At 55.0% G+C, this 21,530-nt stretch carries 22 protein-coding genes and 1 riboswitch; of the genes, 5 read left to right on the top strand and 17 right to left on the bottom strand.

Going from position 1 to position 21,530, the window contains the following annotated elements; all coding sequences use genetic code 11:
* Positions 1-12 precede the first annotated feature (12 nt).
* The 4 genes from adhE to QMG93_RS06335 form a co-directional block, all read right to left on the bottom strand.
* On the bottom strand, positions 13-2,637 hold the full coding sequence (gene adhE / locus QMG93_RS06350; RefSeq protein WP_281934864.1) for a bifunctional acetaldehyde-CoA/alcohol dehydrogenase: 2,625 nt from the start codon (positions 2,635-2,637) through the stop codon (positions 13-15).
* Positions 2,638-2,651: 14 nt separating this feature from the next.
* On the bottom strand, positions 2,652-2,786 hold the full coding sequence (locus QMG93_RS06345; RefSeq protein ID WP_281934882.1) for a hypothetical protein: 135 nt from the start codon (positions 2,784-2,786) through the stop codon (positions 2,652-2,654).
* A gap of 41 nt (positions 2,787-2,827) precedes the next feature.
* Positions 2,828-3,358, bottom strand: coding sequence for a hemerythrin domain-containing protein (locus tag QMG93_RS06340; RefSeq protein WP_281934566.1), 531 nt, complete (start codon positions 3,356-3,358; stop codon positions 2,828-2,830).
* A 366-nt stretch (positions 3,359-3,724) separates the two neighbouring features.
* The gene (locus QMG93_RS06335; RefSeq protein ID WP_281934565.1) at positions 3,725-4,003 is read right to left on the bottom strand and encodes an alpha/beta-type small acid-soluble spore protein; all 279 of its coding nucleotides are present in this window, start codon (positions 4,001-4,003) and stop codon (positions 3,725-3,727) included.
* Between the two features lie 110 nt (positions 4,004-4,113).
* Here QMG93_RS06335 and QMG93_RS06330 point away from each other — a divergent pair, with 110 nt between their 5' ends.
* Complete coding sequence (locus QMG93_RS06330; protein ID WP_281934563.1) at positions 4,114-5,064, top strand: SPL family radical SAM protein; 951 nt, start codon at positions 4,114-4,116, stop codon at positions 5,062-5,064.
* On the opposite strand, the gene QMG93_RS06325 is transcribed toward QMG93_RS06330, so the two are convergent.
* On the bottom strand, positions 5,059-5,535 hold the full coding sequence (locus QMG93_RS06325) for a hypothetical protein (protein ID WP_281934561.1): 477 nt from the start codon (positions 5,533-5,535) through the stop codon (positions 5,059-5,061). The two genes, QMG93_RS06330 and QMG93_RS06325, sit on opposite strands and share 6 nt — an antisense overlap.
* Positions 5,536-6,086: 551 nt before the next feature.
* On the opposite strand from QMG93_RS06325, the gene QMG93_RS06320 reads away from it, so the two are divergent.
* The 3 genes from QMG93_RS06320 to QMG93_RS06310 are packed head-to-tail and all read left to right on the top strand — an operon-like array spanning position 6,087 to position 9,700.
* A complete protein-coding gene (locus QMG93_RS06320; RefSeq protein WP_281934559.1) occupies positions 6,087-7,412 on the top strand; it encodes a glycosyltransferase family 2 protein in 1,326 nt (441 codons plus the stop codon).
* A gap of 42 nt (positions 7,413-7,454) precedes the next feature.
* Complete coding sequence (locus QMG93_RS06315; protein WP_281934557.1) at positions 7,455-8,555, top strand: acyltransferase; 1,101 nt, start codon at positions 7,455-7,457, stop codon at positions 8,553-8,555.
* 5 nt (positions 8,556-8,560) lie between these two features.
* Positions 8,561-9,700, top strand: coding sequence for a glycoside hydrolase family 18 protein (locus QMG93_RS06310; protein ID WP_281934555.1), 1,140 nt, complete (start codon positions 8,561-8,563; stop codon positions 9,698-9,700).
* Between the two features lie 60 nt (positions 9,701-9,760).
* Here the strand turns inward: QMG93_RS06310 and QMG93_RS06305 are convergent, their stop codons facing one another.
* The 4 genes from QMG93_RS06305 to QMG93_RS06290 form a co-directional block, all read right to left on the bottom strand.
* Positions 9,761-10,423, bottom strand: coding sequence for a hypothetical protein (locus QMG93_RS06305; RefSeq protein WP_281934553.1), 663 nt, complete (start codon positions 10,421-10,423; stop codon positions 9,761-9,763).
* A gap of 121 nt (positions 10,424-10,544) precedes the next feature.
* Positions 10,545-11,339, bottom strand: a complete 795-nt coding sequence (locus QMG93_RS06300; protein WP_281934550.1) for a sugar phosphate isomerase/epimerase family protein — start codon at positions 11,337-11,339, stop codon at positions 10,545-10,547.
* 164 nt (positions 11,340-11,503) lie between these two features.
* Entirely contained in the window at positions 11,504-12,361 is an 858-nt protein-coding gene (locus tag QMG93_RS06295) for an amidohydrolase family protein (RefSeq protein ID WP_281934548.1), read from the bottom strand.
* Positions 12,362-12,425: 64 nt separating this feature from the next.
* On the bottom strand, positions 12,426-13,391 hold the full coding sequence (locus QMG93_RS06290) for a Gfo/Idh/MocA family protein (protein ID WP_281934546.1): 966 nt from the start codon (positions 13,389-13,391) through the stop codon (positions 12,426-12,428).
* A gap of 246 nt (positions 13,392-13,637) precedes the next feature.
* Between QMG93_RS06290 and QMG93_RS06285 the strand changes: the two genes are divergently transcribed.
* Positions 13,638-14,405: a hypothetical protein gene (locus QMG93_RS06285; RefSeq protein WP_281934544.1), complete on the top strand. Its 768-nt coding sequence runs from the start codon at positions 13,638-13,640 to the stop codon at positions 14,403-14,405.
* 61 nt (positions 14,406-14,466) lie between these two features.
* On the opposite strand, the gene QMG93_RS06280 is transcribed toward QMG93_RS06285, so the two are convergent.
* The 8 genes from QMG93_RS06280 to QMG93_RS06245 form a co-directional block, all read right to left on the bottom strand.
* Positions 14,467-15,219: an ABC transporter permease gene (locus QMG93_RS06280; RefSeq protein ID WP_281934542.1), complete on the bottom strand. Its 753-nt coding sequence runs from the start codon at positions 15,217-15,219 to the stop codon at positions 14,467-14,469.
* Positions 15,201-15,983: an ATP-binding cassette domain-containing protein gene (locus QMG93_RS06275; RefSeq protein ID WP_281934540.1), complete on the bottom strand. Its 783-nt coding sequence runs from the start codon at positions 15,981-15,983 to the stop codon at positions 15,201-15,203. The genes QMG93_RS06280 and QMG93_RS06275 overlap by 19 nt, the downstream gene beginning before the upstream one ends.
* A 27-nt stretch (positions 15,984-16,010) precedes the next feature.
* Positions 16,011-16,898 (bottom strand): cation diffusion facilitator family transporter, encoded by an 888-nt coding sequence (locus QMG93_RS06270; RefSeq protein ID WP_281934862.1) that lies wholly within the window; start codon positions 16,896-16,898, stop codon positions 16,011-16,013.
* 186 nt (positions 16,899-17,084) lie between these two features.
* On the bottom strand, positions 17,085-17,462 hold the full coding sequence (locus QMG93_RS06265; RefSeq protein ID WP_281934538.1) for a (2Fe-2S) ferredoxin domain-containing protein: 378 nt from the start codon (positions 17,460-17,462) through the stop codon (positions 17,085-17,087).
* 177 nt (positions 17,463-17,639) lie between these two features.
* A riboswitch (cobalamin riboswitch) is annotated at positions 17,640-17,841 on the bottom strand.
* Between the two features lie 71 nt (positions 17,842-17,912).
* The gene (gene rpmG / locus QMG93_RS06260) at positions 17,913-18,062 is read right to left on the bottom strand and encodes a 50S ribosomal protein L33 (protein WP_010491717.1); all 150 of its coding nucleotides are present in this window, start codon (positions 18,060-18,062) and stop codon (positions 17,913-17,915) included.
* A gap of 32 nt (positions 18,063-18,094) precedes the next feature.
* Entirely contained in the window at positions 18,095-19,303 is a 1,209-nt protein-coding gene (locus QMG93_RS06255; protein WP_413789269.1) for a GTP-binding protein, read from the bottom strand.
* Positions 19,304-19,524: 221 nt separating this feature from the next.
* Positions 19,525-20,478 carry a ferrochelatase gene (locus tag QMG93_RS06250; RefSeq protein WP_281934534.1) on the bottom strand — a complete coding sequence of 318 codons (954 nt, stop codon included), beginning with the start codon at positions 20,476-20,478 and terminating at the stop codon, positions 19,525-19,527.
* Positions 20,475-21,527 (bottom strand): ABC transporter substrate-binding protein, encoded by a 1,053-nt coding sequence (locus QMG93_RS06245; protein ID WP_281934533.1) that lies wholly within the window; start codon positions 21,525-21,527, stop codon positions 20,475-20,477. The genes QMG93_RS06250 and QMG93_RS06245 overlap by 4 nt, the downstream gene beginning before the upstream one ends.
* Positions 21,528-21,530: the final 3 nt, after the last annotated feature.

The raw sequence follows: 21,530 nt of genomic DNA, 5'->3' as shown, positions 1-21,530 counted from the left end.
AGTCGTCTCTGTTTATTCGAATTTCCCGTAGAACGCATTGCGGTAAACGTCCGCCAGCTCCGTCACGAGCGGCAACCGCGGATTCGCTGTCGTACATTGGTCCTCGAACGCGCGGTCCGCGAGCCCATCGACCTTCGCTTCGAAGTCTGCCGGATCGAAGCCGAGATCCTGGAATCTTTCCGGAATGCCCAGCGATTGATTCAGCTTGCGCACCGCGGTGATCAGGCTGTTCACGCCTTCTTCCGTCGTCTTCGCAGGCAGGCCCAGCACCCGGGCAATTTCGGCGTACCGTTTGTCCGCGATGAAATGATTGTATTTCGGGAACGATGCGAACTTGGTCGGCTTCTGCGCGTTGTACCGGATGACGTGCGGCATCAGAATCGCATTCGTGCGGCCGTGCGCCGTATGGTATTCGCCGCCCCATTTGTGCGCCAAGCTGTGGTTGATGCCTAGGAAGGCATTGGCGAAGGCCATACCAGCAATCGTCGAAGCGTTATGCATTTTTTCCCGTGCCACCGGGTCGCCGGTGTGGAAGGAATTTTCCAGATGCTCGAATACGAGCTGAATGGCTTTCATCGCGAGTCCGTCCGTATAATCGTTCGCCATCACCGAGACGTACGCTTCAATCGCATGCGTAAGCACGTCCATCCCCGTATCCGCGACAGCCGTTTTCGGCAAGCTGTAGACGAATTCCGGATCGATAATCGCCACGTCCGGCGTCAGCTCGTAATCGGCAAGCGGGTACTTGGTGTTGCCTTTATGATTATCGGTAATGACAGCAAAGGAAGTTACTTCCGACCCGGTACCCGATGTCGTTGGAATCGCGACAAACTTCGCTTTCTGACCGAGGCGCGGATATTTGTACACCCGTTTGCGGATGTCGAGAAACTTCTGTTTGAGCGAATCGAAACTCGTGTCCGGATATTCGTAGAACAGCCACATCGCTTTGGCCGCGTCCATCGGCGATCCGCCGCCCAGTGCAATAATGCAGTCCGGCTTGAATGCAGCCATACGGGCCGTACCACGGTCTACCGTATCGACGGAAGGATCAGGCTCAACCTCGGAGAACACTTCGATAGCAACGGGCTGCTTCCGCTTGCGCAGATAGTACTCTAAGCGCTCCACGTAGCCGAGCTTCACCATCATTGCGTCAGTGACGATCATCACCCGTGTAATATCAGGCATTTTCTCCAGATATTGCGTCGAGCCTTTCTCAAAATATACTTTCGGCGGCACCTTGAACCACTGCATATTGACCGTCCTTTCGGCGACACGCTTCAGGTTGAGCAGGTTGACGGCGGACACGTTGGCGGTCGTCGAGTTATGCCCGTAGGAGCCGCAGCCGAGCGTCAGCGAAGGCAGGTTCGTGTTGTAGATGTCTCCGATCGCCCCATGAGTCGACGGCGCATTGACGATGACGCGTCCGGTTTGCAGTCGAGCCGCGAATGCCTGAATGATTTCCTCGTTCTTGGAATGGATGACCGAGGAATGCCCCATGCCGCCGAAGGCGACGATTTCTGCCGCGCGTTCAATGCCTTGCGCCGCATTTTTCACTTTATAGCAAGCGAGCACCGGGCTCAGCTTCTCCGCAGACAGCGGGTAGGCGTCGCCTACACCCTTCAGCTCGGCTACGAGTACCTTCGTATCGCTTGGTACCGTAAGGCCGGCCATGGCTGCTATCTTGACGGCCGGTTGGCCGACGATGACCGCGTTAACCGCGCATTTCTCGGGGTTGATGACCAGCTTCGATACCGCTTCGGTTTCTTCGGCGTTCAGGAAGTAGCAGCCTAGCTCCTTCATCAGCTTTTTGGCTTGCTCGTAAATCGGCTCATCCAGAATGACCGCTTGCTCGGAGGCGCAAATCATCCCGTTGTCGAATGTTTTGGAAAGAATCAGGTCCGTTACCGCCTGCGGCAGATCAGCCGTCTTCTCGATGAAGCAAGGTACGTTGCCCGGCCCTACGCCAAGCGCCGGCTTGCCGGTGCTGTAAGCCGCCTTCACCATGGAGGAACCGCCCGTTGCGAGCACCAGTGCTACGTCCGGATGATTCATCAGAAGCTGGGTCGCCTCGACGGATGGATTCTCTACCCACTGAATGGCGTGCTCCGGCGCTCCGTGCTTCACGGCCGCTTCCAGCAGCGTAGAGGCAGCTGCGACACTGGAGCGCTGCGCCGACGGATGGAACGCGAAGATGATCGGGTTGCGCGTTTTGGCCGCGATCAGCGACTTGAACATCGTCGTCGACGTCGGGTTCGTGACCGGCGTAACCCCGGCGATGACCCCAACCGGCTCAGCCACCGTCTTGTAATGCTCGTACGGATTGTTATCGATCACGCCGACCGTCTTGTTATGCTTGATGCTGTGGTAGATGTACTCCGTCGCGAAGATGTTTTTGGTGATTTTGTCTTCGTATACCCCGCGGCCGGTTTCTTCTACCGCCATCTTCGCCAATACCATGTGTCGGTCAAGCCCGGCAAGCGCCATATGCTGCACAATGTCATCCACTTGGGATTGGTCCAGCTTCAGATATGCTTCTTGCGCTTTTTTTGCCCGGGCTACGAGCTTGTTCACTTCCTCGAGCGCAGCTGCTTTTGCGTCGGCTTTTACTTCTTTAACGGCCATTGACTCTTCCTCCATTCGTGTCGCTTGCGTTATTGTGGTTGGTTCCGCACCGGTTTGTCCGGATTGGACGGCGGAACAACGCGGCAGTCGCTGCAAATCCATGAAGTACCCGCCGGGCCATCGCCCTTCGTCTTGCCGCATTGCTCACAGGTGATGATATTCATCGGCATCCCCCCCTCCTAATGTTTTGAATCTATGCTGTATATTAAGAAAATAAACTATCGATATCGTCAAGGATCTGATCGGCCATCGGGTAGACGACGTCCTCCTCCAGATTCAGGTGCTCGTTCAGAATGAGGCAAGCCTGAATCAGATGCGAGCTCGTTTCCCGGATGGCTTCCCGGGTTGGCAAGGTAAGTCGGTCTACCGATTCGATGAAAGAATCGATGAACGTTTCCGCAAGCTCGTGATCTTTTTCCATTACCCAAAAGGACGGCATCATGGACGGACCGGAATATTTATTGAAATAACTACAGAGTAAAGGGAACAGCTCCCGCTCCTCCCAGGTCGCATGCCGGTCCAATTCGGTGCGGAAATCCGTAATTTCCTCCCGCAGTTGCTGGAGAAGCGCCATCGCTTCCGGAACAGTTTTCATCTTTCCGACCGATTGAGCCTTGGCCTGAACCGCGGACAGTCGGACTTTTAAGGCGTCATGCTCTTCCTTGAGACGGTCCACCGCGTCCATAAACCGGGTCGGACGCGCGCTTTGAACGCTGGCTTCCGTTATCGTACTCATTGAAACAATCCTCCTCGTATTGGGATTGCCTTCATTGTAACCGCGATGGAAGAAATACACTGTGAAAAAAATCACTAGTCACAAAAGGGACATATTACGACAACAAAATCCGACAAAAACTCGCCTTAATTTTGCCCATTGAAACCCGATAAACACGGCAAAATCCGCTTGTTTCTGCAATTTCCTTTTTACTCGTTTCAATCTATTTCGATATCATTCGACAATCTTATGAAAATTGAAAAAACGTTATCGCACCGGACATCTTCTTCGAAATCAGCCTAATTTTCAGCACAGCAAAAAAAGGGCCCGGTCTCTATAAACCGGCCCTTTCGGGTGGAACTTTATTTCATGCCGTTGTTCTGCGGGTTACCGTTTAGCCAATTGTTCTTGGGCGAGCCGAATCATCTCGCGCACCATGCTTCCGCCGATCGGCCCACCGATCTTGCCCGCTTGTTCGGTCGAGAGCTGTCCGTTATTTCCGGGGCTCAGCGGAATACCGAGCGTCTTCGCCACCTCGTATTTCACCAAATCCGGACGGTTCGGATCGACGGCATAGCCTTGCCGGCGCATAACCTCCGACTTCAACTGGTCCAGCGCCTGATTCGCTCCGGGTACGACCGGCGTGCGGCTGCGTCTTCTTGCCATCACAATTCCTCCTTTGTTTCCCAGTTGCAGGAACGTTTGTTCCCATGTATACTTTAACCTAATAAACAGAACGTATATTCGTGTATTTTAAAATATGGAGGTGTTTCGCCTTGCCGCTGCAAACCCGATACGAGCCCGTCCGCGCCAAGCAACTGCTGAATCCCGTTAAAGCCCCGTCCATGCCGTTCGATTGGTCGATCAATCCGTACCGCGGCTGCCAGCACGGCTGCAGCTTCTGCTATGCCCGTTCGACCCATGCCTTCCTTGGAATGGAAGCCGACGATACGTTTCAGCACCACATTCTGTACAAAGACAATGCGCCGGAAGCGCTGCAAGCGCAAGTCGAACGCATGCTGCGCGCCAAGGGCGGACGAAGCAGGCTGGGCCGAATCGCGATCGGCACCGCTACGGACCCTTACCAGCCGCTCGAAGGCCGCTTGAAGCTCACCCGCCAATGTCTCGAAGTGCTGGCCGCCTACCGGCTGCCGGTCAGCATAACGACGCGCTCTCCCTTGATTTTGCGCGATATCGATTTGCTCCGGAAGCTGCCCGGAAGCTCGGTCAACATCAGCCTGAATACGCTTGATAAGCGCATTTGGCGCAGCTTCGAGCCGATGTCTCCTTCTCCGGCCCAGCGGATCAAGGCGCTTCAAGGGTTAAGGCAGGAAGGAATCGAAGCCGGAATTTTTATGGCTCCGATTCTCCCCTTCCTGACCGACCGACCGGAAGAAATGGAGCAGGTCGTGGAGCAAGCCGCCGAAGCCAAATCGTGCTTCGTGATGGGATCGGTGCTCCGCTTGAACACCGCCGAAGTGAAATCGTGGTTTTTCGGAACGCTCCGGCAAGCATATCCTCGCTTGATCGGCTCGTATGCCGATTGGTACGGACATTCCCCGACCGCCCCCAAAGCATACCGGGAGCACATCCGCTCACAGCTTGCCCGCCTTCTTGAACGGGTTGGCATTCCTGCGTACCTGCCCGAGATCGGAACCAAGCCGACTCAAGCGGAAAGCCCCGAAGACGACAAGCCGGTGCAGCTTGCTTTTGCGCTTGATCTATGAGGATTTTCGGAACCCTTTCCACAAGCGGTACAAAAAGAACAAGACCACGCCCCAAAAAAGGATGCCGAGAATCGAGAACCCCCCATGTACTGGCGCGACCCCTCCTCCGAACAAACCGAATGGGTTCAGGATGCTGCTGAAAAGCGCGCCGGCCGCAAAGCCCCCAAGGATGCCGCCCAATCCGCTACGGACAGGAGGCGGGGCCGTTCCCGGGGCCGGAGTCGCAGGGGTTGTGCGGACATTGCCTACCGGCGTCCTTGTGCCCGGCGATGGCGTGTACCCCCTTCGACCGCTGGAGTAGCCCCCGCGTCCCGAGCGGTAAGCTTCCGTCTGGTAACTGCCCTGGGGACTGCCAAGCATATCGATATCTTCCTGACTATAAGGAATCGGCAGATGCCCAGCCTGCGCGCTCGCCGGGGTGGACAACGCGCATAGAAGAACGATCCATAATGACAGCAACAACTTTTTCATGCCACACCTCCTTCGTTCAGGCAGCGATAGGTAAAGTATCCGTCCGAAGGATGGCGGCTATGCATGATGGGTCAAACAAAGACGCATAAACAACGCTGTCCGCATAGTGCGACCCGGCTCTTCGGCGTTGATCCGCTTCTGCTCCGTATCCGCTCTCTCCCTTTTTGCCGCACCAGGCCGTTCCTTCCCCCAATAACGTCATGAGACTAATTACCCAGCCGTTAGAGCGCAGCAGCTTTCCTTCCCTATCATCCATGTTCCTGCAACAAGATTCCCAAGCAAACTGCCCCCAGAATAGTCAAGAAAAAATAAACTAAACTAACAAATCTTGTGAGCATGATCCATGCAGAAAATGGATGTATTAGGAGATTCCCGCAGAAAAATAGCAATGTATTCGTTTTATTGAAATTTGTAGCAGTTTTACACGAATTGGATCGTCTACTATGATAGTTAAAAAGGACTAATTTTTACAGGAAAAACCTAGTCCTAAGCCAAGCAGGCAGCCGCTTCACTGCAAAATACAGATAAAGAGAAAGTAGAGGGAGTAGGAGATGCAGTACGTTTTATATGTCACAACGATCGTGTTCCTTGTCTTTCAGCTGTTGTACACGGTTATTCCCTTGCTGTTCGGCAAGGTGAAGAAGCTGGACGAAAGCCTGCCCGAGAAGTCCATTTCAGTATTGGTCCCCGCCTACAACGAAGAGCTGACGATCAAAAATTGCATCGATGCGATGAACGGCCTGAACTACCGCAACCACGAGGTGATTATCGTCAACGACGGTTCCAAGGACGATACGCTGTCGAAGCTGCATGAGCTGTTAGTTCTGGAGTCCCGGCATCGGGAGCCCGGCGGACAGCTTGTCTACAAGCCGATCAAAGGCTTCTATCAATCGGCGAGGTACCCTCATATTTTCGTTATCGACAAGCATAACGGCGGCAAAGCCGACTCGCTGAACGCGGGCATTGATTACGCCGTTTCCGACATCGTGATTACGCTCGATGCCGACAGTATGCTTGAGGCCCGTTCCCTTCAGTATGTGAGTCAATATTTCCATGACCCGGACGTCATCGCCTTGGGCGGTACGGTGAAGATCGTACAAGGCGCGGAGAAAAAGAATGGCCTCATCGTTGAGAAATTTACGGGAAAAGGAATCATCAAGAGCCAAACCATCAACTATATCCATGGCTTCTACGTTCGGAAACTGACGCAATCCGTCTTTAATTCCATCGTCGTCATCTCCGGTGCGTTCGGCGCGTTTTACAAGGATATTTTAGTCAAGGTGAACGGCTTTCGCAGCACGGTCGGCGAAGATATCGATATTACATTGAAGATTCATGAATATATGAAAGCGAACCGGTTGGCCAAAAAGCTCGTCTACGCGCCGGAAGCGGTCTGCTATACCGAATGCCCGGAAAATATGGCCAATTTCTACAAGCAGCGGATTCGTTGGCAAAAAGCGTTCATCGACTGCATCCTCCTTTATTGGTCCAAGCTCTCGCATCGCTTCAGCAGTGGCGTCAGTCTGTTTTTTGCCATCGACGGATTTGTTCTCGGCACGATTACCGCCTTCACCAGTTTGATTTATATCGTTCAATTGCTGATAAGCCGTCAAAGCTTGGGGCATGCGCTGATCCTTTTCGCCATCACGGTAGCAGTCAATGCGGTGCAGATGATCATCGCCTTTTACCTATGCAAAAAATTCGGAAGCACCTACACGATGAAAGATTACATCCGCATGTTCCTGTTCAGCCAGGCGGAGCTGCTCACGTACCGAAACGTCGTACTGTATATCAATATTGTCGGAACGCTCAAATATTTCGACAACGACGAAGGCTGGGGATACGTGGAGCGAAAAGGCGTCGCTTCCATTAGCTGAACCCCTGCAATTCTTTGACGATAGACTCGGTAGGAGGATGTTATGGACAACCTAATGAAAAACAACCGCATCATCTACATCGACATTCTGCGGATCATCTCCATTCTCGCCGTTATCATCCTTCATATTACTGCGGATTTGCTGACCCGGACGAATGATTTCAATACGATAGCCTGGTGGATCAGCAATGTGCTGAATTCGATCGCCCGATTCGCGGTTCCCGTCTTTTTCATGATTAGCGGGGCCATGATTTTGCGGACCGAAGTTACCTCCTACAAAGAATTTTATAAGAAGCGCATCGTGCCGTTGGCCATCCCGCTCGTAAGCTGGTCGCTTATATACGATGCCTACAACCAATATTTTATTCTCAAAAGCAACTTGACGATCCTTCAGTTTTTTAGCGATTTCGCTTATCGGCTTATCGTCGACCGCAATTATATACACCTGTGGTTCCTGTATGCGATCATCGCCATCTATGTTACGGTGCCCTTGGTCAGCCGGCTCGTCAAAGCTTGCTCGGAAAAGGAACTGCGGTATTATTTGACCCTCTGGTTCGCGATAAGCATCGTCTACCGTTTCATATCGGATATGGTGTTCCGGGTCGCCTCCGAAAGCATCTATGTCCCGATCCTGAATATCCCTTTGTTTATGGGATATCTCGGTTATTTTATCCTCGGATACTATCTCTTCCATTACGAGCTGCCTGCGAAGGTGAAGTCGCTGCTGTTTAACATCGGAGTCGTCTCTTTTTTCGTGACGCCGGTTGCGACTTATTTTGCCTCCTTCTATAGCGGGGTTCTGGACGAAATGTTCTACGGCAATTATTCGATAACGACCTTTTTCATGGCAGTCGGGCTGTTTCTGTACTTTCAAGAGAAAAACACTTTATTGAGCGAAAAGTTGAATTACAAGCTTCAGAGGCTGATCGGCTCCGTAGCCAAGGCGAGCTTCAGCATTTATTTGATCCATCTTTTAGTTGAACTGACGATTTCGCGCAGGATAGAAAGCGAAGGCGCCGCCCCGGAAACCGTCTTCACGCTGCTGCTTAATCTGGGCATGGTGTTCGTCGTCAGCTACATCGTCGTAAAAATACTGAATCTCAATAAATTCGTGACGCACGTACTATTCGGCGGAAGAGGCTAATGCACATGAAAATCAGCATCTACACCAAGCTCTTTATCTTCCTGTTGATCGCAGGAATGGGGGTATATTTCTACGTCCAGCAGCAAACAAGCGATCGTAAAATCACTTCGGTCTATATCGTTCCGAGCGGCGGCGGCATTGATCGGATCAACCTGTCGAACCCGCGTATCGATATCGCCTTTATCGCTTTTGCAAAGATCGATAAAAAACGACTTTATTTCCATACAGACCCTGCCGCCGATGCCGAAATCAAAGACAATATCAAGACGCTCCGAGCGAATAACCGTCAAACGAAGCTTGTGCTGGGCGTAGGCGGCTATGGGGCCGACGGCTTCTCGGACGCGAGCTTGGCGGAGAACCGCGGGCAATTTACGGACAATATTGTCGCTATGGTGAAAGAGCTGGACCTGGACGGCATCGACATCGACTGGGAGTACCCGGCTTCGGATGCATGGAATACGCAGAAATCCCGGCCCGAGGATACGCAAAACTTCACTTCCCTCATGAAGGAGCTCCGGGAGAAGCTGAACCGGCTGCCGCATAAGAAACAAAAAAAATACTTGCTGACCTTCGCTTCGGGGACCCAGGACTGGTATTTCCGGAATGTCGAAGTCAAGAAGGTCGAGAAATATGTCGATTTCATCAATGTCATGAGCTACGACCTAACCGGACGCTGGTCGCAAACAACGGGTTACAACTCCAATCTGTACGCCGATGCGGGGAGCAAAACGGCGCATAGCGTCGACGCGATCATCACGATGTATCTGGAGCACGGGATCGATCCGCGGAAGCTCCTGATGGGCATTCCGGCTTATTCCTACGGCTGGGAAGAGGTCAAGAGCGAAGGCGACGGATTATTTGCGGAGGGCAAGCCGATCGACATCGACAAGGTGGACTTGAGCTACAAAACGATTGAAACGAAGTACATTGGCAAGAACGGCTTTAAGCGTTACTACGACGATCACGCCAAGGCCGCTTACCTGTACGACGGCAAGACGTTCATTTCGTACGAGGACAAGGAAGCTTTGAAGGCCAAAATTGCTTACATTCAGCAAAAGGATTTGGCCGGAGCGATGGTATGGGAATATTCCCAGGATGCGGAGCACGGATTGGTGAGGTTTTTGTCTGAGCAGCTGCAAATGTAGAGGATAGCAGCAAGCGCACCTTATCGCAAATACGATAAGGTGCGCATCAATAAAACCGATTTATTCGGAGTAATCTTTTTGAAAAAACAACAAAAGCAAATAAACCCAAATAAAGAAAATACACAACATGATCATGGAGTATACGTTATTATACCCATACACTACGGCGAACACCCCGACGGGAATAAGCATGCCAATACCGATCAGACTTCCGAGAATACTTCGATTGAGCCCGGTCCAGTTTTCCTTCCGCAGCCGGTGAGAGGAGATGAAGGTGAAGCCCCAGTTTTTCTTTTTCACCAGCCATGCTACGCCGAGCCCGAGCAGAAACGATACCAACTGCAGCATGAATATGGGGTTCGTCGTAATATCGTTATAATCGTTTATCCCGTAATCGGTACCATAGATGATTAGAAGCAAAATCAAGCCTTGAAGCAGCAGATAAAGCCCGTAAGCAAAAAACAACATGATCATTGCGTAAAACCAGCGAATACGGTAAACGAATTTTAAAAATATGTACATGGCAAGCAATTGAATTATCAAATCCAGCGTCGCCAGCAAAAAAACCTTCCGTATAAATAAAGACCATGCGGCAAGACCAATGCCAAGACCGGCCACAGCCCAAAGACGATACGATTTCTTGTACCGGAACAACACGAAGATCATTATAAATATGGTAACCGTCTCTAATGTGGAAAGCGCTATGGAAATGGCAAATTCCATGTACTCTCCTCCCCGCTATCCTCATGTCTTTTGTTCAAAATAGCTGCGGATCACTCCTCTCCTTTCGACAGCCGTCGGGATATAAGAGGGCCGCTGGCAGCATCCAGCCTCCCTCCAATCTTTAAGACGGATTTCCGCTCCAAATGTTACGCAAAATTTGCAAATCTTCGAGCGCCGATTCGTACAATGCTTCCCGGTCTTCATTCACGCGGATTCCCTCGGTGAATTCCAGCGTAAACGAGCCGCGGAAGCCCATGCGTCTCATCAAGACCAGCCGGTCTTTAACGAGCTCCGGCTGTCGGCTTAAGCGGATGAATTGGTTGTCCCCGTCACGAAGCTGCACGTGTGCATGAGTAATCGCGGACCCCAGCTTTTTGAACCAATCTTCGAGTTCTCCCATGCAGTTGAACGGATGCACGATCGCTTGGAATGGCCCGTCCCCGAACCGGCGCAGCATTTCCGCGGCGGCATCGGGATGCTCCACTACCGTTCCCGGGTGACACTCGCACAGTATTCGGCAGTCTGACGGCAGCAACTCTGCCCAGCGCTTGACGTTGGCGATGTAAACCGAAAGCTGGGCCGGATCGGCACCGAGATTGAATTTCACCGCGGGCGCGCGCAGCCGTTTCACCAGAGCCGCTGCCGCCACACGCTTCCTCTCCGCCTCATCGCCATCCTCGAATCCGATATACGAATTAACGATCGCTACGTGGCCTGAAGCCTCCAGCGCCGCTTGCTCCCGTTCGTCCGCAAGAAACGCGTGATTTTCCCACAGCTCCATGCCGTCGAAGCCGTCGTCGCGAAACTGTTCCTGCCAATCGCTGACCGCATAGGATGGTTTGCGCTCCGCCGTCCACCGGTTCCGTTCCAGCAAAATCGTGCCGATATACAGCTTGTTCTCGTAAGATTGTGCCATCCAAGCCAGTCCCTCCCGCATCAAAATATCTTCAAGGAAGCATAGCCCATGCCGAAGCTTTCGTCAAGAATGCTATCCCCCGCTGCGGGAAATAGCTGACCGTTTTGCAAAAAAAAGAGACCGCGCCATAGGACGCGTGCCTCTTCTATGCAACACCTGCGTTTTTACGATCCGCTTAACAGCAAATGCTCCAGCTTGTAAAATCGAAGGGCATTCCCGCCAAAGACAGCTTCCCGCTCCGATTCCCCTAGCCCGTCGGGAAGCGCGTTGTCCAGCAGCTCCACGACCTGATCGTAGCCTGCCGCCAACAGGCAGACGGGCCAATCGCTGCCGAACATGACCCGATCCGCGCCAAAAACGGACACCACATGCCGCACATACCGGACGATCTGCTCTGGCTTCCAATTCCGGTGATCGGCTTCCGTGACCATTCCCGACAGTTTGCAGTACAGACGCGGGTTGGACGCTGCGGCCTCCGCCAATTGAGTGCTCCAAGGCTCCCATTCGCCTGCGGCGATTTGCGGCTTCGCGATATGGTCGATCACCGCCCGCAGGTTCGGTGTCTGTTCCAGCAGCTTGAGCACCGCCGGCAGTTGGTGCGATTTCAACAGCAGGTCCACCGGAAAATCTTCTTCCGCAAAAAATCGCATCGCTTCGACGATGTGCGGCCGGAGCATGTCTTCCGCCCGCTCCATCTCTTGAATCATGGTCCGAAAGCCGACGAACGCCGGATGCCGCTTCAAATTCCGGTACTGCTCCCGGTAATCCGGGCGCTCCAGATCGATCCAGCCGACGACCCCGGCAATGCGTTCGGATCGCCTGGCCAGCTCCAGCATATAATCCGTGTCCGACAGCGTAGGCGCCGCTTGAACGACAATCGTCCGGTCGATCCGGCTCGCCGCCAGATGAGCTTCCAAATCGTGCGGCTCATAATCCCGATATAATACGCTCATCTCCGGCGTAATCCAATCATAATCTCCTCGTTCCAGCTTCCAGTAATGCTGGTGCGCATCGATTCTCACCTTAGTTCCTCCTTATGCATGCCGTCATCTTCTGAAGAGAAAAATGCTCATTTTCGTTCCTATTTTATATGTCGTGCAGATGAATATCCAGAGCCCGGCCTTCGCGGCTCGATTCGGCCGCATAATACACCAGCCCTTGCGTCCGAAGGTAATCGCGTCCGCTTGACTCGCTTTCCCGGCCTTCGCGCAACGAATCGAGGAACTCGGTGAGCGTATCCGTTGCCACAACGTCGCTGTAATCATCGAAGCGAGTGACGGCGCCGTCCTTGTACACGAGCAGCTCCTTATTTTTCACTTCGATGACGCCCGTCGTCCCTTCGATTCGCCAATTCCCGCCCCATTCGGTTTGTTCGCCCCGGGACGTAATCGAGCCTGTATAGCTTACCGCGATCCCGTCCTCCATCTCCAGAAACGCGTACAGGTTTATGTTCGCCGGCTCCGCACTCCAACTGCCGACCGGATTGAAATTCCGGGCAAAAATCCGGACGCCCTCCTTCCCGGTCAAATAGCGCATCAGATCGAAATGGTGCACCGCGATATCGTCCAGCAAGCTGACGGTATAGTTGCGCTGTGTATGGTGATACCGGTAAAATTGAACGTCGATGGTCGACACCGTACCGATCGTTCCGGCGTCGAGCAGTGCTTTCAGCTTCCGCATGTACGGGAAGCGGCGGTAGTTTTCCGCGATCATGAACGGAATCCGCTCTTTCACGGACCGTTCCACGATCTGAATCGATTCGTTGTAATCAAAAGCGATGGGCTTCTCGCACAGTACCGGCAGCCCGAGATCGAACACCCGGTTGTTGATGGCGCTATGCACATGGGGCGGCGTCACATTGACGAAAATATCCGGCTTCTCCGCTGCAAGCGCTTCCTCCAGCGAAGTATAAAAAGGCGTATCGTCCGCACCGAGCTTCTCCTTCATCGCAGGATTGGGCTCGACGACCGCCACTTCCAACCCCTCGTGCTGCCATAGCTTTTTGTACATGCCGAACCCGGCGACTCCCAAACCCGCCAACAGCGCTTTCATAGGCTGACGAACCTCCGCTTCTGAGATTATTCGCGAATCATCCGCTAAATTGATTCCCATTCTAACGCAACGTTTTTGAAATGTATAGATCAAGATCCGACAAAGCCGCGCAATAATGTGCAGGGTGTTGATCGGCTCCGCTGAAAACAAGCAATTTAGGCCTACATTTATATTCCCTTGCAGATGCTGTATACTCTAGTTGGAACGACAAACGCGGCAGTATAAACGAAATGGAGAGAAGATCAGGTGCAACTATTCCTTATCGAGCCTGCGGCTTATACCGCTTTTAACGACGAGGCGGCACTCATTGAGCAATGCAAAGAATGGAATTTGCTTTCGGAGAAAGCGACCAAAGCCAAAACCTTTTTCTACAAGAGGAACGGACTTACGCTGGCCTGCCGGTTGATCGGCTATGTCGATAAAATGACGGCTGTCATCGAATTGGAAGATAAGCGACTGCACTGCATCCACCCGTCCTACCTGAAGGAGATGCAGGCTTCAACTTACGGGCAGAAGTCTGCCGTCGGTGCAGAGGATGCAGTGGAATCGGAGCGCGCCGTTCCAGCGGTTACGGCAACCGAAACGTCGTTAGAGCCTCCTGCGAAGGAAATCCCGGAACTTGAAGCCCCCGAGGCTAAGAAGCCTCAGGCCGAAGAGCCTGAGATCGCAGAACAGCCGACAAAAGGGAAGACCAAGAAAGCGAAAACGCCGAAACTGCAGCTTCCGGAAGAAAAAGTTAAAATGACCGCCACGGTAAAACAATTTACAACCGTACCGAACAATTTTTCCGACAATGACGATGAAGTGATTATTTACGAGGCGGTTTCCATCGCCGAACCGGCGACCGAAATCGGCGAAGCCTGGTCCAGCAACAGCGCCACGATAAAGAAGCTGGAACTTGAAATCGGCGACGCGATTACCTTTGAGGCAAAGATCATAGCCAAGAAGCTTACGCGGCATCCCGTGCCGTACAAAATCAACAATCCGTCTAAAATTCAAAAACAAGAATCGTGACAAGTCAAAATACCCTTCATCTCTGCGTTACGAGCGGATTTGAAGGGTATTTTGGCGCATCCTAACCGCCCGGCCGCAAGCGGCCGTCGGGGGTAAACCACAGCTTATAGCTGATCAGCCCCAGCAGCATTCCCGTAATCGCTGCCGAGGAGGAAAGCACGAACATGATCAAAATCTGGTACCGCACCGCTTCGACCGGATTCGCTCCCGCTACGATCATCCCGGTCATCATGCCCGGAAGCTGAACGAGACCGACCGTCTTCATCCCGTCAATCGTCGGGATCATGCTGGACTTGATCGAGCGCTTGAGCGACTGCTGAATCGCTTGCCGCAGCGTCGCGCCGAGCGCCAGCAAGGCTTCGATCTCGCCGCGGGAGGATTCCAGCTCCCGCTTCATCTGGTTCAGCAGCAAGCCCGAGACGATCATCGCGCTGCCGATCGTAATGCCGCTGATCGGGATGATGTACTGTGGTGTCGGCTCAATGATGCCGAAGCCAAGCAGCAGCGTCATCGTGATCGCTTCCGTGGCCGTAATCGCGACGGCAATGCGCAGCCGGATGCCGGCGACGCCCTTGGCACGCTGCCCGGCGTTCCACGAAGCGACTGCAATCATCATGCCGACGATCAGCACCATGAACCAAGGATTGTCCGTATGGAAAACGAACTGGAGTACATACCCGACGAGCAGCAGCTGTACCGCAGATCGGATGGTGCCGATGGCCACGTCTTTCTCCAGGCCAAGCTTCTGCCAAACAGAGACGAGCATGGTCACGACGACGAACACCAACGTACTGATTAGCGCCAGGTTGGACATTCCGCCTCCTCCTTCCCGGAGGGGGCCGCAGCGGATAACGCTGCCGCGAACCGGCGCCCAGGCTCCGTGTCCGGGGCAAGAAAAAATGCCTGCGTCTCCCGGTTCTCCAGCAGCGTCCCCTCGGCCATAAACCACACGCGCCGGCTGACGCTTCGCGCCTGTTCCAGATCGTGCGTGACCCACAGCTGCGCGGTCCCTTCCCGCTCGTTCCATTCCCGCAGCAGCCGCTCGGCCGCCGTCCGGCTGTGCGGGTCCAAGGATGCGGTAACTTCGTCAAGTAGCAGAACGTCCGGCCGAAGCAGGAGCGAGCGAACCAGGGCGAGCCGCTGCTTTTCGCCGCCGGACAGCTCGCCCGCAGGCTTGCTCCAAGCCATACCGCCGAGGCCGAGCGCTTCCATACAGCGGGCGGCGAGCGCACGGTCAAACGGACGGCGGTGCAGGCGGCTGACCGTACTCAGATTGTCCTCGACGGTTCCCGGCAGCATGACGGCCTGCTGAGCGACGTAAGCTACCTTCGTCCGCCACTCCTGCGGCTTCCATGCGGAAGCCGGCTTGTCGCCCAGCCGCAGCTCTCCCTCATCTGCGGCGTCCAGCCACGCGAGGATGCGCAGCAGCGTGCTTTTGCCCTGCCCGGAAGCACCGAGCAACGCGATCCTGGCGCCTTCCTCCAGCTCGGCCGTTATGCCGCTGAATAGCGCAGCGCTTCCTTCACCGCCCCGCTGCCTGTATTTCGCAAGTTTTTCCATCGATAATACCGATGCCAATCGCGAGCGCCCCCTTTTGCAAAAAGCTTATTCGTACCATGGATTCAAGTGGATGAGCACCTCATCGACATCGGCATGCCGCTCCATGATGGCACGCTTGATTTGCCGGGAAATGTCGTGTCCTTCCTGAACCGTAAGCTCGCCCGGAATGCTGACCCGCAGATCGACCAAAATATAATGCCCATGCTCTCGTGCCCGAAGCCGGTCGATTCGCTTCACCTGCGGAATCGTTTGGATGAGAGCCGCGTATTCGCCCAGCTTTTCCGGTTTCACCGCTTTTTCCATCAGCACGTCGAACGCTTCCTGCCCCATCGAATAAGCCAGTTTCAGCACGAGAATCGAAACGATAATCCCGGCGAGCGGGTCGCCATAGGCCAAGTACGGGATGCTCCACGCCTCGCCGAGCATCGCAAGCGCGATGCCTATGACGGCCGCAAGCGACGCGTACACGTCGGCCAGATGGTCATAAGCCGTGGCGATCAGCCCTTTGCTGTTCGTCTGTCTGCCGATGCGGATCGTGTACATATACAAGGCCTGCTTCCAGGCCAAAGAAACCAAGGCCGCGGTCAGCGCCAGTACGCTGGCTTCCGCCGGTTCCTCGAACAGCGCGGTAGCGGCGTGATAGCCGATAAACAAGGCGGCGAGCGCCAGTACAATGGCTACGAAAGCGGAGCCGAGCACCTCGGCTTTGCCGTGTCCATACGGGTGGTCCTCGTCTGCCGGACGTTTGGAAATCCGCATCGAGCTTAGTGCCGCGGCCGTCGCAATGACGTCGCCTGCATTGTGCACGCCGTCCGCAAGCAGCACTTGGCTGCCGGATAGAAAGCCGACGGCCAGCTTGAGCAGCGTCAGCACGATATTGCTGATCAGGCTGATCCATACCGCCGCAATGGAAGCATTGTTCCCTTTACCCATCATTTATGACCCCCGCCAGAACTTTTTCCCATAGGAAACAAAAAACCCCTGGCCGTCCGGCCAAGGGTTGGAAAAGCTTTTTTATGACGAAAATCAGTCCTACGCAAACTCATAACTATCACCACGCTCAAAAAAATACCATTCGAACATTATAGCACGGAATCCGGTTGGTTGCAAAACCGCTGCTCATCGGCCATCCGAAGGCTGCGGTTTCGGCGTTCCTTCTGACCCGCGAGTCGTCCCGACGAATCCTTCCTGATACGTATACAGGACCTGCTCCCGTATCGGACGCCCGCCGAGCAAATGCTCCTGCACCAGCTCCCGGCCCAGGTCGGGGGTCATTTCCTTGTACCAAACGCCTTCCGGATAGACGATGACGATACAACCGTCTTCGCACCGTCCGTTGCACCGCGTTCTTGTCGTGTGAACGACCGCGTCCGCCTGCTGCCTGGCAATCTCCTCCCGGATCGCCTTGGTTACCTCCTCGCCTTGCTGCCTCATACAGCTCCCGCCATTGCAAATCAGCACATGGTGGCGCGTACCGGATAAATTCCATGTAGTCATGATTCCCGCCTCCTCCTCTTCGAAAAAAAGAAAAGGAGCATTCCAACCCTGTCGGTTAGAAATACTCCCTTCAGACCCGTATCTGCATGCCCGAATGCTCTGTCCGTAAGACAGCAGCTCCGCGCATCGGCATATCCGTTCTTCGTATCCTAACACCCCCTATGCTCCGTAGGGGCCAGCCGTGTTATCGGATCAGGCAGGTATCCTGGCTTAGGGCATCCCGCTCGGCGCCTTCCCGAAGACGTGTCTTCAGTGGCGTGCTGCCGAGCGATAGCTTGAATCAAGCACCCTTCACAGTGGCGGGACCGCGACGGATTTGCACCGTCTTCCCTTTTAAGCTTCGGACGAGGTCCGAAGCACCTAATTCCCGGTATTCGGTTGTTATGAACCTAACGATACCCGAGGGGAGGAGGCATTGTCAATATGTTCCTGCCGCGCAATTGCTGCGTCCTACCGCGTTTCCCGGTGCAGAGTAACCTTCTTGAGCCGGGGGCAATATTTGCGAAGCTCGAGCCGTCCCGGGTGAGTTTTCTTGTTCTTGGTTGTCGTATAATTCCGGTCGCCGCATTCCGTGCAGGCTAAAGTAACGATGACGCGCATAAGGGACACCTCCTTTCCAGCCTAATCGCCATTTAGTGCAGCAATGACGCTTCCAACTGCTCTGTTGACACGTTCGGAAGCCTGTCGGACAGCAGGCTCCAGTCCCCGGCCATTTCCTCATCCGTGAGCAGGCATGCGTCCAGCTCGGCCGTGATCTGTCGCCTATCCGGCGCGATCCCGATCAGGACCAGCTTCGTCGTCCGGTCCCCGAAGACGGGGTCCCAATGCTGCGCCAGCTCCGGCTCCTCGGCCAATATGGCCTGACGCTCCGCTTCCGGGAGCGCGGCCACCCAGTAACCGGCCGGGCCGAATTGAATCGATGGGCCGGCCTGACTCAAGCTTTGCGCAAGTGCGTTACGGCTCGCCAGCCACACCGTCCCCTTCGCGCGGACGATGGCCTCCGGCCAGTCCGACATCCATGCCGTAAGCCGTTCGGGATGGAACGGACGGCGGCGCTCATAGACGAACGAGGAAATGCCATACTCTTCCGTCTCTGGCGTATGATGGTCGTTCATCAGCTCCTGCATCCAGCCCGCCGAGGTGCTTGCAGCTTCGAAATCGAACAAGCCGGTGTTCAAAATCTCCTCCGGGTTCACCTGTCCCCGCTCGGTACGCATCAGCTTCGCCCGCGGCTGAAGCTTTCTCAGCACGCCCTCCAGCTCGTTCAGCTCTTCCTCTTCGACCAGATCGCACTTGTTCAAAATAAGCACGTCGCAGAACTCGATCTGGCTGATCAGCAGGTCGACCACATCACGCGTATCGTCCGCGCCTACGGCCTGCTGCCTCTCCAGCAGCGACTCGCCGGAGGAATAGTCGTGCCAGAACCGGTAAGCGTCGACTACCGTGACCATACAGTCCAACCGGCACCACCGCGACAGATCGATGCCGTGCTCTTCGTCGATATAGGTGAACGTCTGCGCTACCGGCACCGGCTCGCCCACCCCAGTCGATTCGATCAGGATATAATCGAACCGGCCTTCGAGCGCCAGCCGCTCCACCTCGCGCAGCAGGTCTTCCCGCAGCGTACAGCAGATGCAGCCGTTGGACATTTCCACAAGCTTTTCCTCCGTGCGGGACAGTCCGCCCCCGTCTTGAATCAGCGCCGCATCGACGTTCACTTCGCTGAGATCGTTGACGATGACCGCCACCTTCAACCCATGGCGGTGATTCAGCACATAATTTAAAATAGTCGTCTTCCCGGCCCCTAAATAACCGCTCAGCACCGTTACCGGTATTTTCATTGTATTGTGATCCATCATCAGCAAACCTTTCTTAAACGTAATTATTACTAATAAAATTCATTGTACTGAGGTGCCCATCGTTTGTCAACGATCAAATTTCAGCCCGCAGTAAGTACCCGCCTTGCCTTTGTCGGAACGACTGACGTTCATCATTTTTATACAAAAAAGACCCGCCGCCCAGCATCAACGATAGCCGGAAGCAGGTCCTCACTTTATTCATCTCAAGTTCCAAGCACGCTCGCCGTGCCGTATGCATCGTCCTTGCACCTGATGCGGCGGGCCGCGTAACGGCTCAGCATATCCATAAACTCGTACGCATCGTTTAGAAACTCCGTGCGCGCAAACTCCATCCCGTGCCTCGTGGCCGTCTCCCAGCAGTCAATGCCCGCGTCGTACAGCACCTCCACATTCTCGGTCATCGACATCAGCTCGCATACGACGACGGCTTTGCGTCTAGCTGCGGCTTCCGCCTCGATGACCTCCCGCACATCCGGGCCCAGCCAAACTTGCGGCGCCGGTCCCCCGCTGCGGTACGCCAGCCTCCACGGATAGCCGCCCGCCGCCCTGGCGACGCTTGCCGCCAAAGCTTCAAACTCCGTGCAGAACCGCTCGTTCGCTTGCGGCAGCCCCGGCTGGCTGTGTGCGGTGAAGAGCACGACGAAATCGCTCCGCCCTTCTGCGGACAACCAGTTTACCGCCGAGCGAAGACGCCGCCCCAACAGGTCGACGAACCGCGACTCGGCCCACCAGCCCTCGATATCGACAACCGGGAGGTCCACGCCGATTCGCTGAAGCGCGTCCCGAACCTGCTTGCGGTACGCACCCGTGCCGGACCGCGTATACAGCGGCGTTACCGGAAGTGTCGCCACGCGACGTACGCCGTCCCGGATCATTTGCTCCACCGCGTCGGGAACAAAAGGCGGCGTATGCTTGCAGCCGACGTAGACTCTAACTTCGTCCAAAAGCAGCGCTCCGATCCTTCGCTCCAGCGCTTCCGCTTGTCTTAGCGTGACGGAGGCGAGCGGATCGCAAGTGCCAAGCTGCCGGTATCGCCAGATCGCATCCTTCAGCCGCTCTTCACCCGGAGGTTGCCCGTGGAAGATATGCGTATAGAACGCCTCAATCTCGTCGACAGACCGGACCAGCCCGTACACCGGCAGCAGTATCCCGATCATGCTCCGGCCTCCTTTTTCACGCCGGAAGCCGACTCCAATACATCGGCAATCTCTGCGATCGAATCAACGACGGCCGGATTGGCGTTCACAAGCTGCTTCGCCGCCATGACCCGGACCCGGCCTTCTTTCACCGCCTTCAGAGTACTCCAGCCCGGATTCCCGGTCAGCTCCCGGAATGCCTGTTCCTGCTTCCCTTCCCAGTCGGAAAGCAAGATGCAATCCGGGTCCGCCTGAATAATCTGCTCGATCGTCGCTTTCGTCGTGCGGGGCAGCCCCGTCGCTTCAGCAGCGGGCACCCCGCCTGCCAGCTGCACCAGATCGCTCGATATATTGTCCGGTCCCATCATATACGGTCCCGTATTCGGACCTACCGGCGAAAGCACGAGCACCGTCGGTTTGGAAACCGCTTTACGTTCCTCGAGTTTGTTCCGGACAGCCTCCAGCTTGCTCTTCATCCGGTCCGTCACGGCTTTGGCCTTCTCCTCTTCGCCGAGCGCCTGCCCGATCAGGCTCAATTGGTCCATGATTTGCCGAACGGTGCCCCATTCCTTAAAGGTCAACACGGGGATGCCCGCCTGCTTCAAAATCGGATCGGCGTCCTTCTCCCCGTCATGAATCGTCGTCATCAGCACCAGATCAGGCTTGTAGGACAGTACCTGCTCCGGGTCGAGCTTCGTCGCGCCCGTTATTTTGGTGCTGATCAGCTTGCCTTGCTCGGCATGAACTGACAACTGCTCGTTGTCCAAGCTGCGGGGCGCCACGACGAAGCGGGAAGGATCGGCCAGCTCCAGCGCCATCTCGGCCGTATCCAGCGACAGCGCGGCGATACGCTCGGGCTTGGCCGGAACGACCACCTCGTGCTTCCCGCTTGTCACAATCGTTCTCGGATAGGCTCCGGCCGGAGCCTTCCCCTTCTGTCCGTCGACCGGTCCGGCAGGCGCCGCTTGGGAACCGCACGCCGTCGCAAGCAGCAGCAGCACGATCGTTCCTCCGAGCCGCCAAGGCTTGAAACCCGATCTTTTATGTTTCATTTGATCCCGATGCAGCATAAC

It is taken from the genome of Paenibacillus tyrphae, assembly GCF_027925525.1.
GTDB classification, from domain to species: domain Bacteria; phylum Bacillota; class Bacilli; order Paenibacillales; family NBRC-103111; genus Paenibacillus_G; species Paenibacillus_G tyrfis_B.
The sequence above is the reverse complement of the archived record's forward strand: the minus strand, read 5'-3'. Positions and strand labels throughout refer to the sequence as shown.

Bases quoted from the DNA above. Each gene is read 5' to 3' on its own strand.
- QMG93_RS06255 (WP_413789269.1), bottom strand. From the start codon at position 19,303: ATGAAAATACCGGTAACGGTGCTGAGCGGTTATTTAGGGGCCGGGAAG.
- QMG93_RS06310 (WP_281934555.1), top strand. From the start codon at position 8,561: ATGAAAATCAGCATCTACACCAAGCTCTTTATCTTCCTGTTGATCGCA.
- rpmG (WP_010491717.1), bottom strand. From the start codon at position 18,062: ATGCGCGTCATCGTTACTTTAGCCTGCACGGAATGCGGCGACCGGAAT.
- QMG93_RS06335 (WP_281934565.1), bottom strand. From the start codon at position 4,003: ATGGCAAGAAGACGCAGCCGCACGCCGGTCGTACCCGGAGCGAATCAG.
- QMG93_RS06320 (WP_281934559.1), top strand. From the start codon at position 6,087: ATGCAGTACGTTTTATATGTCACAACGATCGTGTTCCTTGTCTTTCAG.
- QMG93_RS06325 (WP_281934561.1), bottom strand. From the start codon at position 5,535: ATGAAAAAGTTGTTGCTGTCATTATGGATCGTTCTTCTATGCGCGTTG.
- QMG93_RS06270 (WP_281934862.1), bottom strand. From the start codon at position 16,898: ATGGGTAAAGGGAACAATGCTTCCATTGCGGCGGTATGGATCAGCCTG.
- QMG93_RS06290 (WP_281934546.1), bottom strand. From the start codon at position 13,391: ATGAAAGCGCTGTTGGCGGGTTTGGGAGTCGCCGGGTTCGGCATGTAC.
- QMG93_RS06280 (WP_281934542.1), bottom strand. From the start codon at position 15,219: ATGTCCAACCTGGCGCTAATCAGTACGTTGGTGTTCGTCGTCGTGACC.
- adhE (WP_281934864.1), bottom strand. From the start codon at position 2,637: ATGGAGGAAGAGTCAATGGCCGTTAAAGAAGTAAAAGCCGACGCAAAA.
- QMG93_RS06340 (WP_281934566.1), bottom strand. From the start codon at position 3,358: ATGAGTACGATAACGGAAGCCAGCGTTCAAAGCGCGCGTCCGACCCGG.
- QMG93_RS06315 (WP_281934557.1), top strand. From the start codon at position 7,455: ATGGACAACCTAATGAAAAACAACCGCATCATCTACATCGACATTCTG.
- QMG93_RS06305 (WP_281934553.1), bottom strand. From the start codon at position 10,423: ATGGAATTTGCCATTTCCATAGCGCTTTCCACATTAGAGACGGTTACC.
- QMG93_RS06300 (WP_281934550.1), bottom strand. From the start codon at position 11,339: ATGGCACAATCTTACGAGAACAAGCTGTATATCGGCACGATTTTGCTG.
- QMG93_RS06250 (WP_281934534.1), bottom strand. From the start codon at position 20,478: ATGATCGGGATACTGCTGCCGGTGTACGGGCTGGTCCGGTCTGTCGAC.
- QMG93_RS06245 (WP_281934533.1), bottom strand. From the start codon at position 21,527: ATGCTGCATCGGGATCAAATGAAACATAAAAGATCGGGTTTCAAGCCT.
- QMG93_RS06345 (WP_281934882.1), bottom strand. From the start codon at position 2,786: ATGAATATCATCACCTGTGAGCAATGCGGCAAGACGAAGGGCGATGGC.
- QMG93_RS06265 (WP_281934538.1), bottom strand. From the start codon at position 17,462: ATGACTACATGGAATTTATCCGGTACGCGCCACCATGTGCTGATTTGC.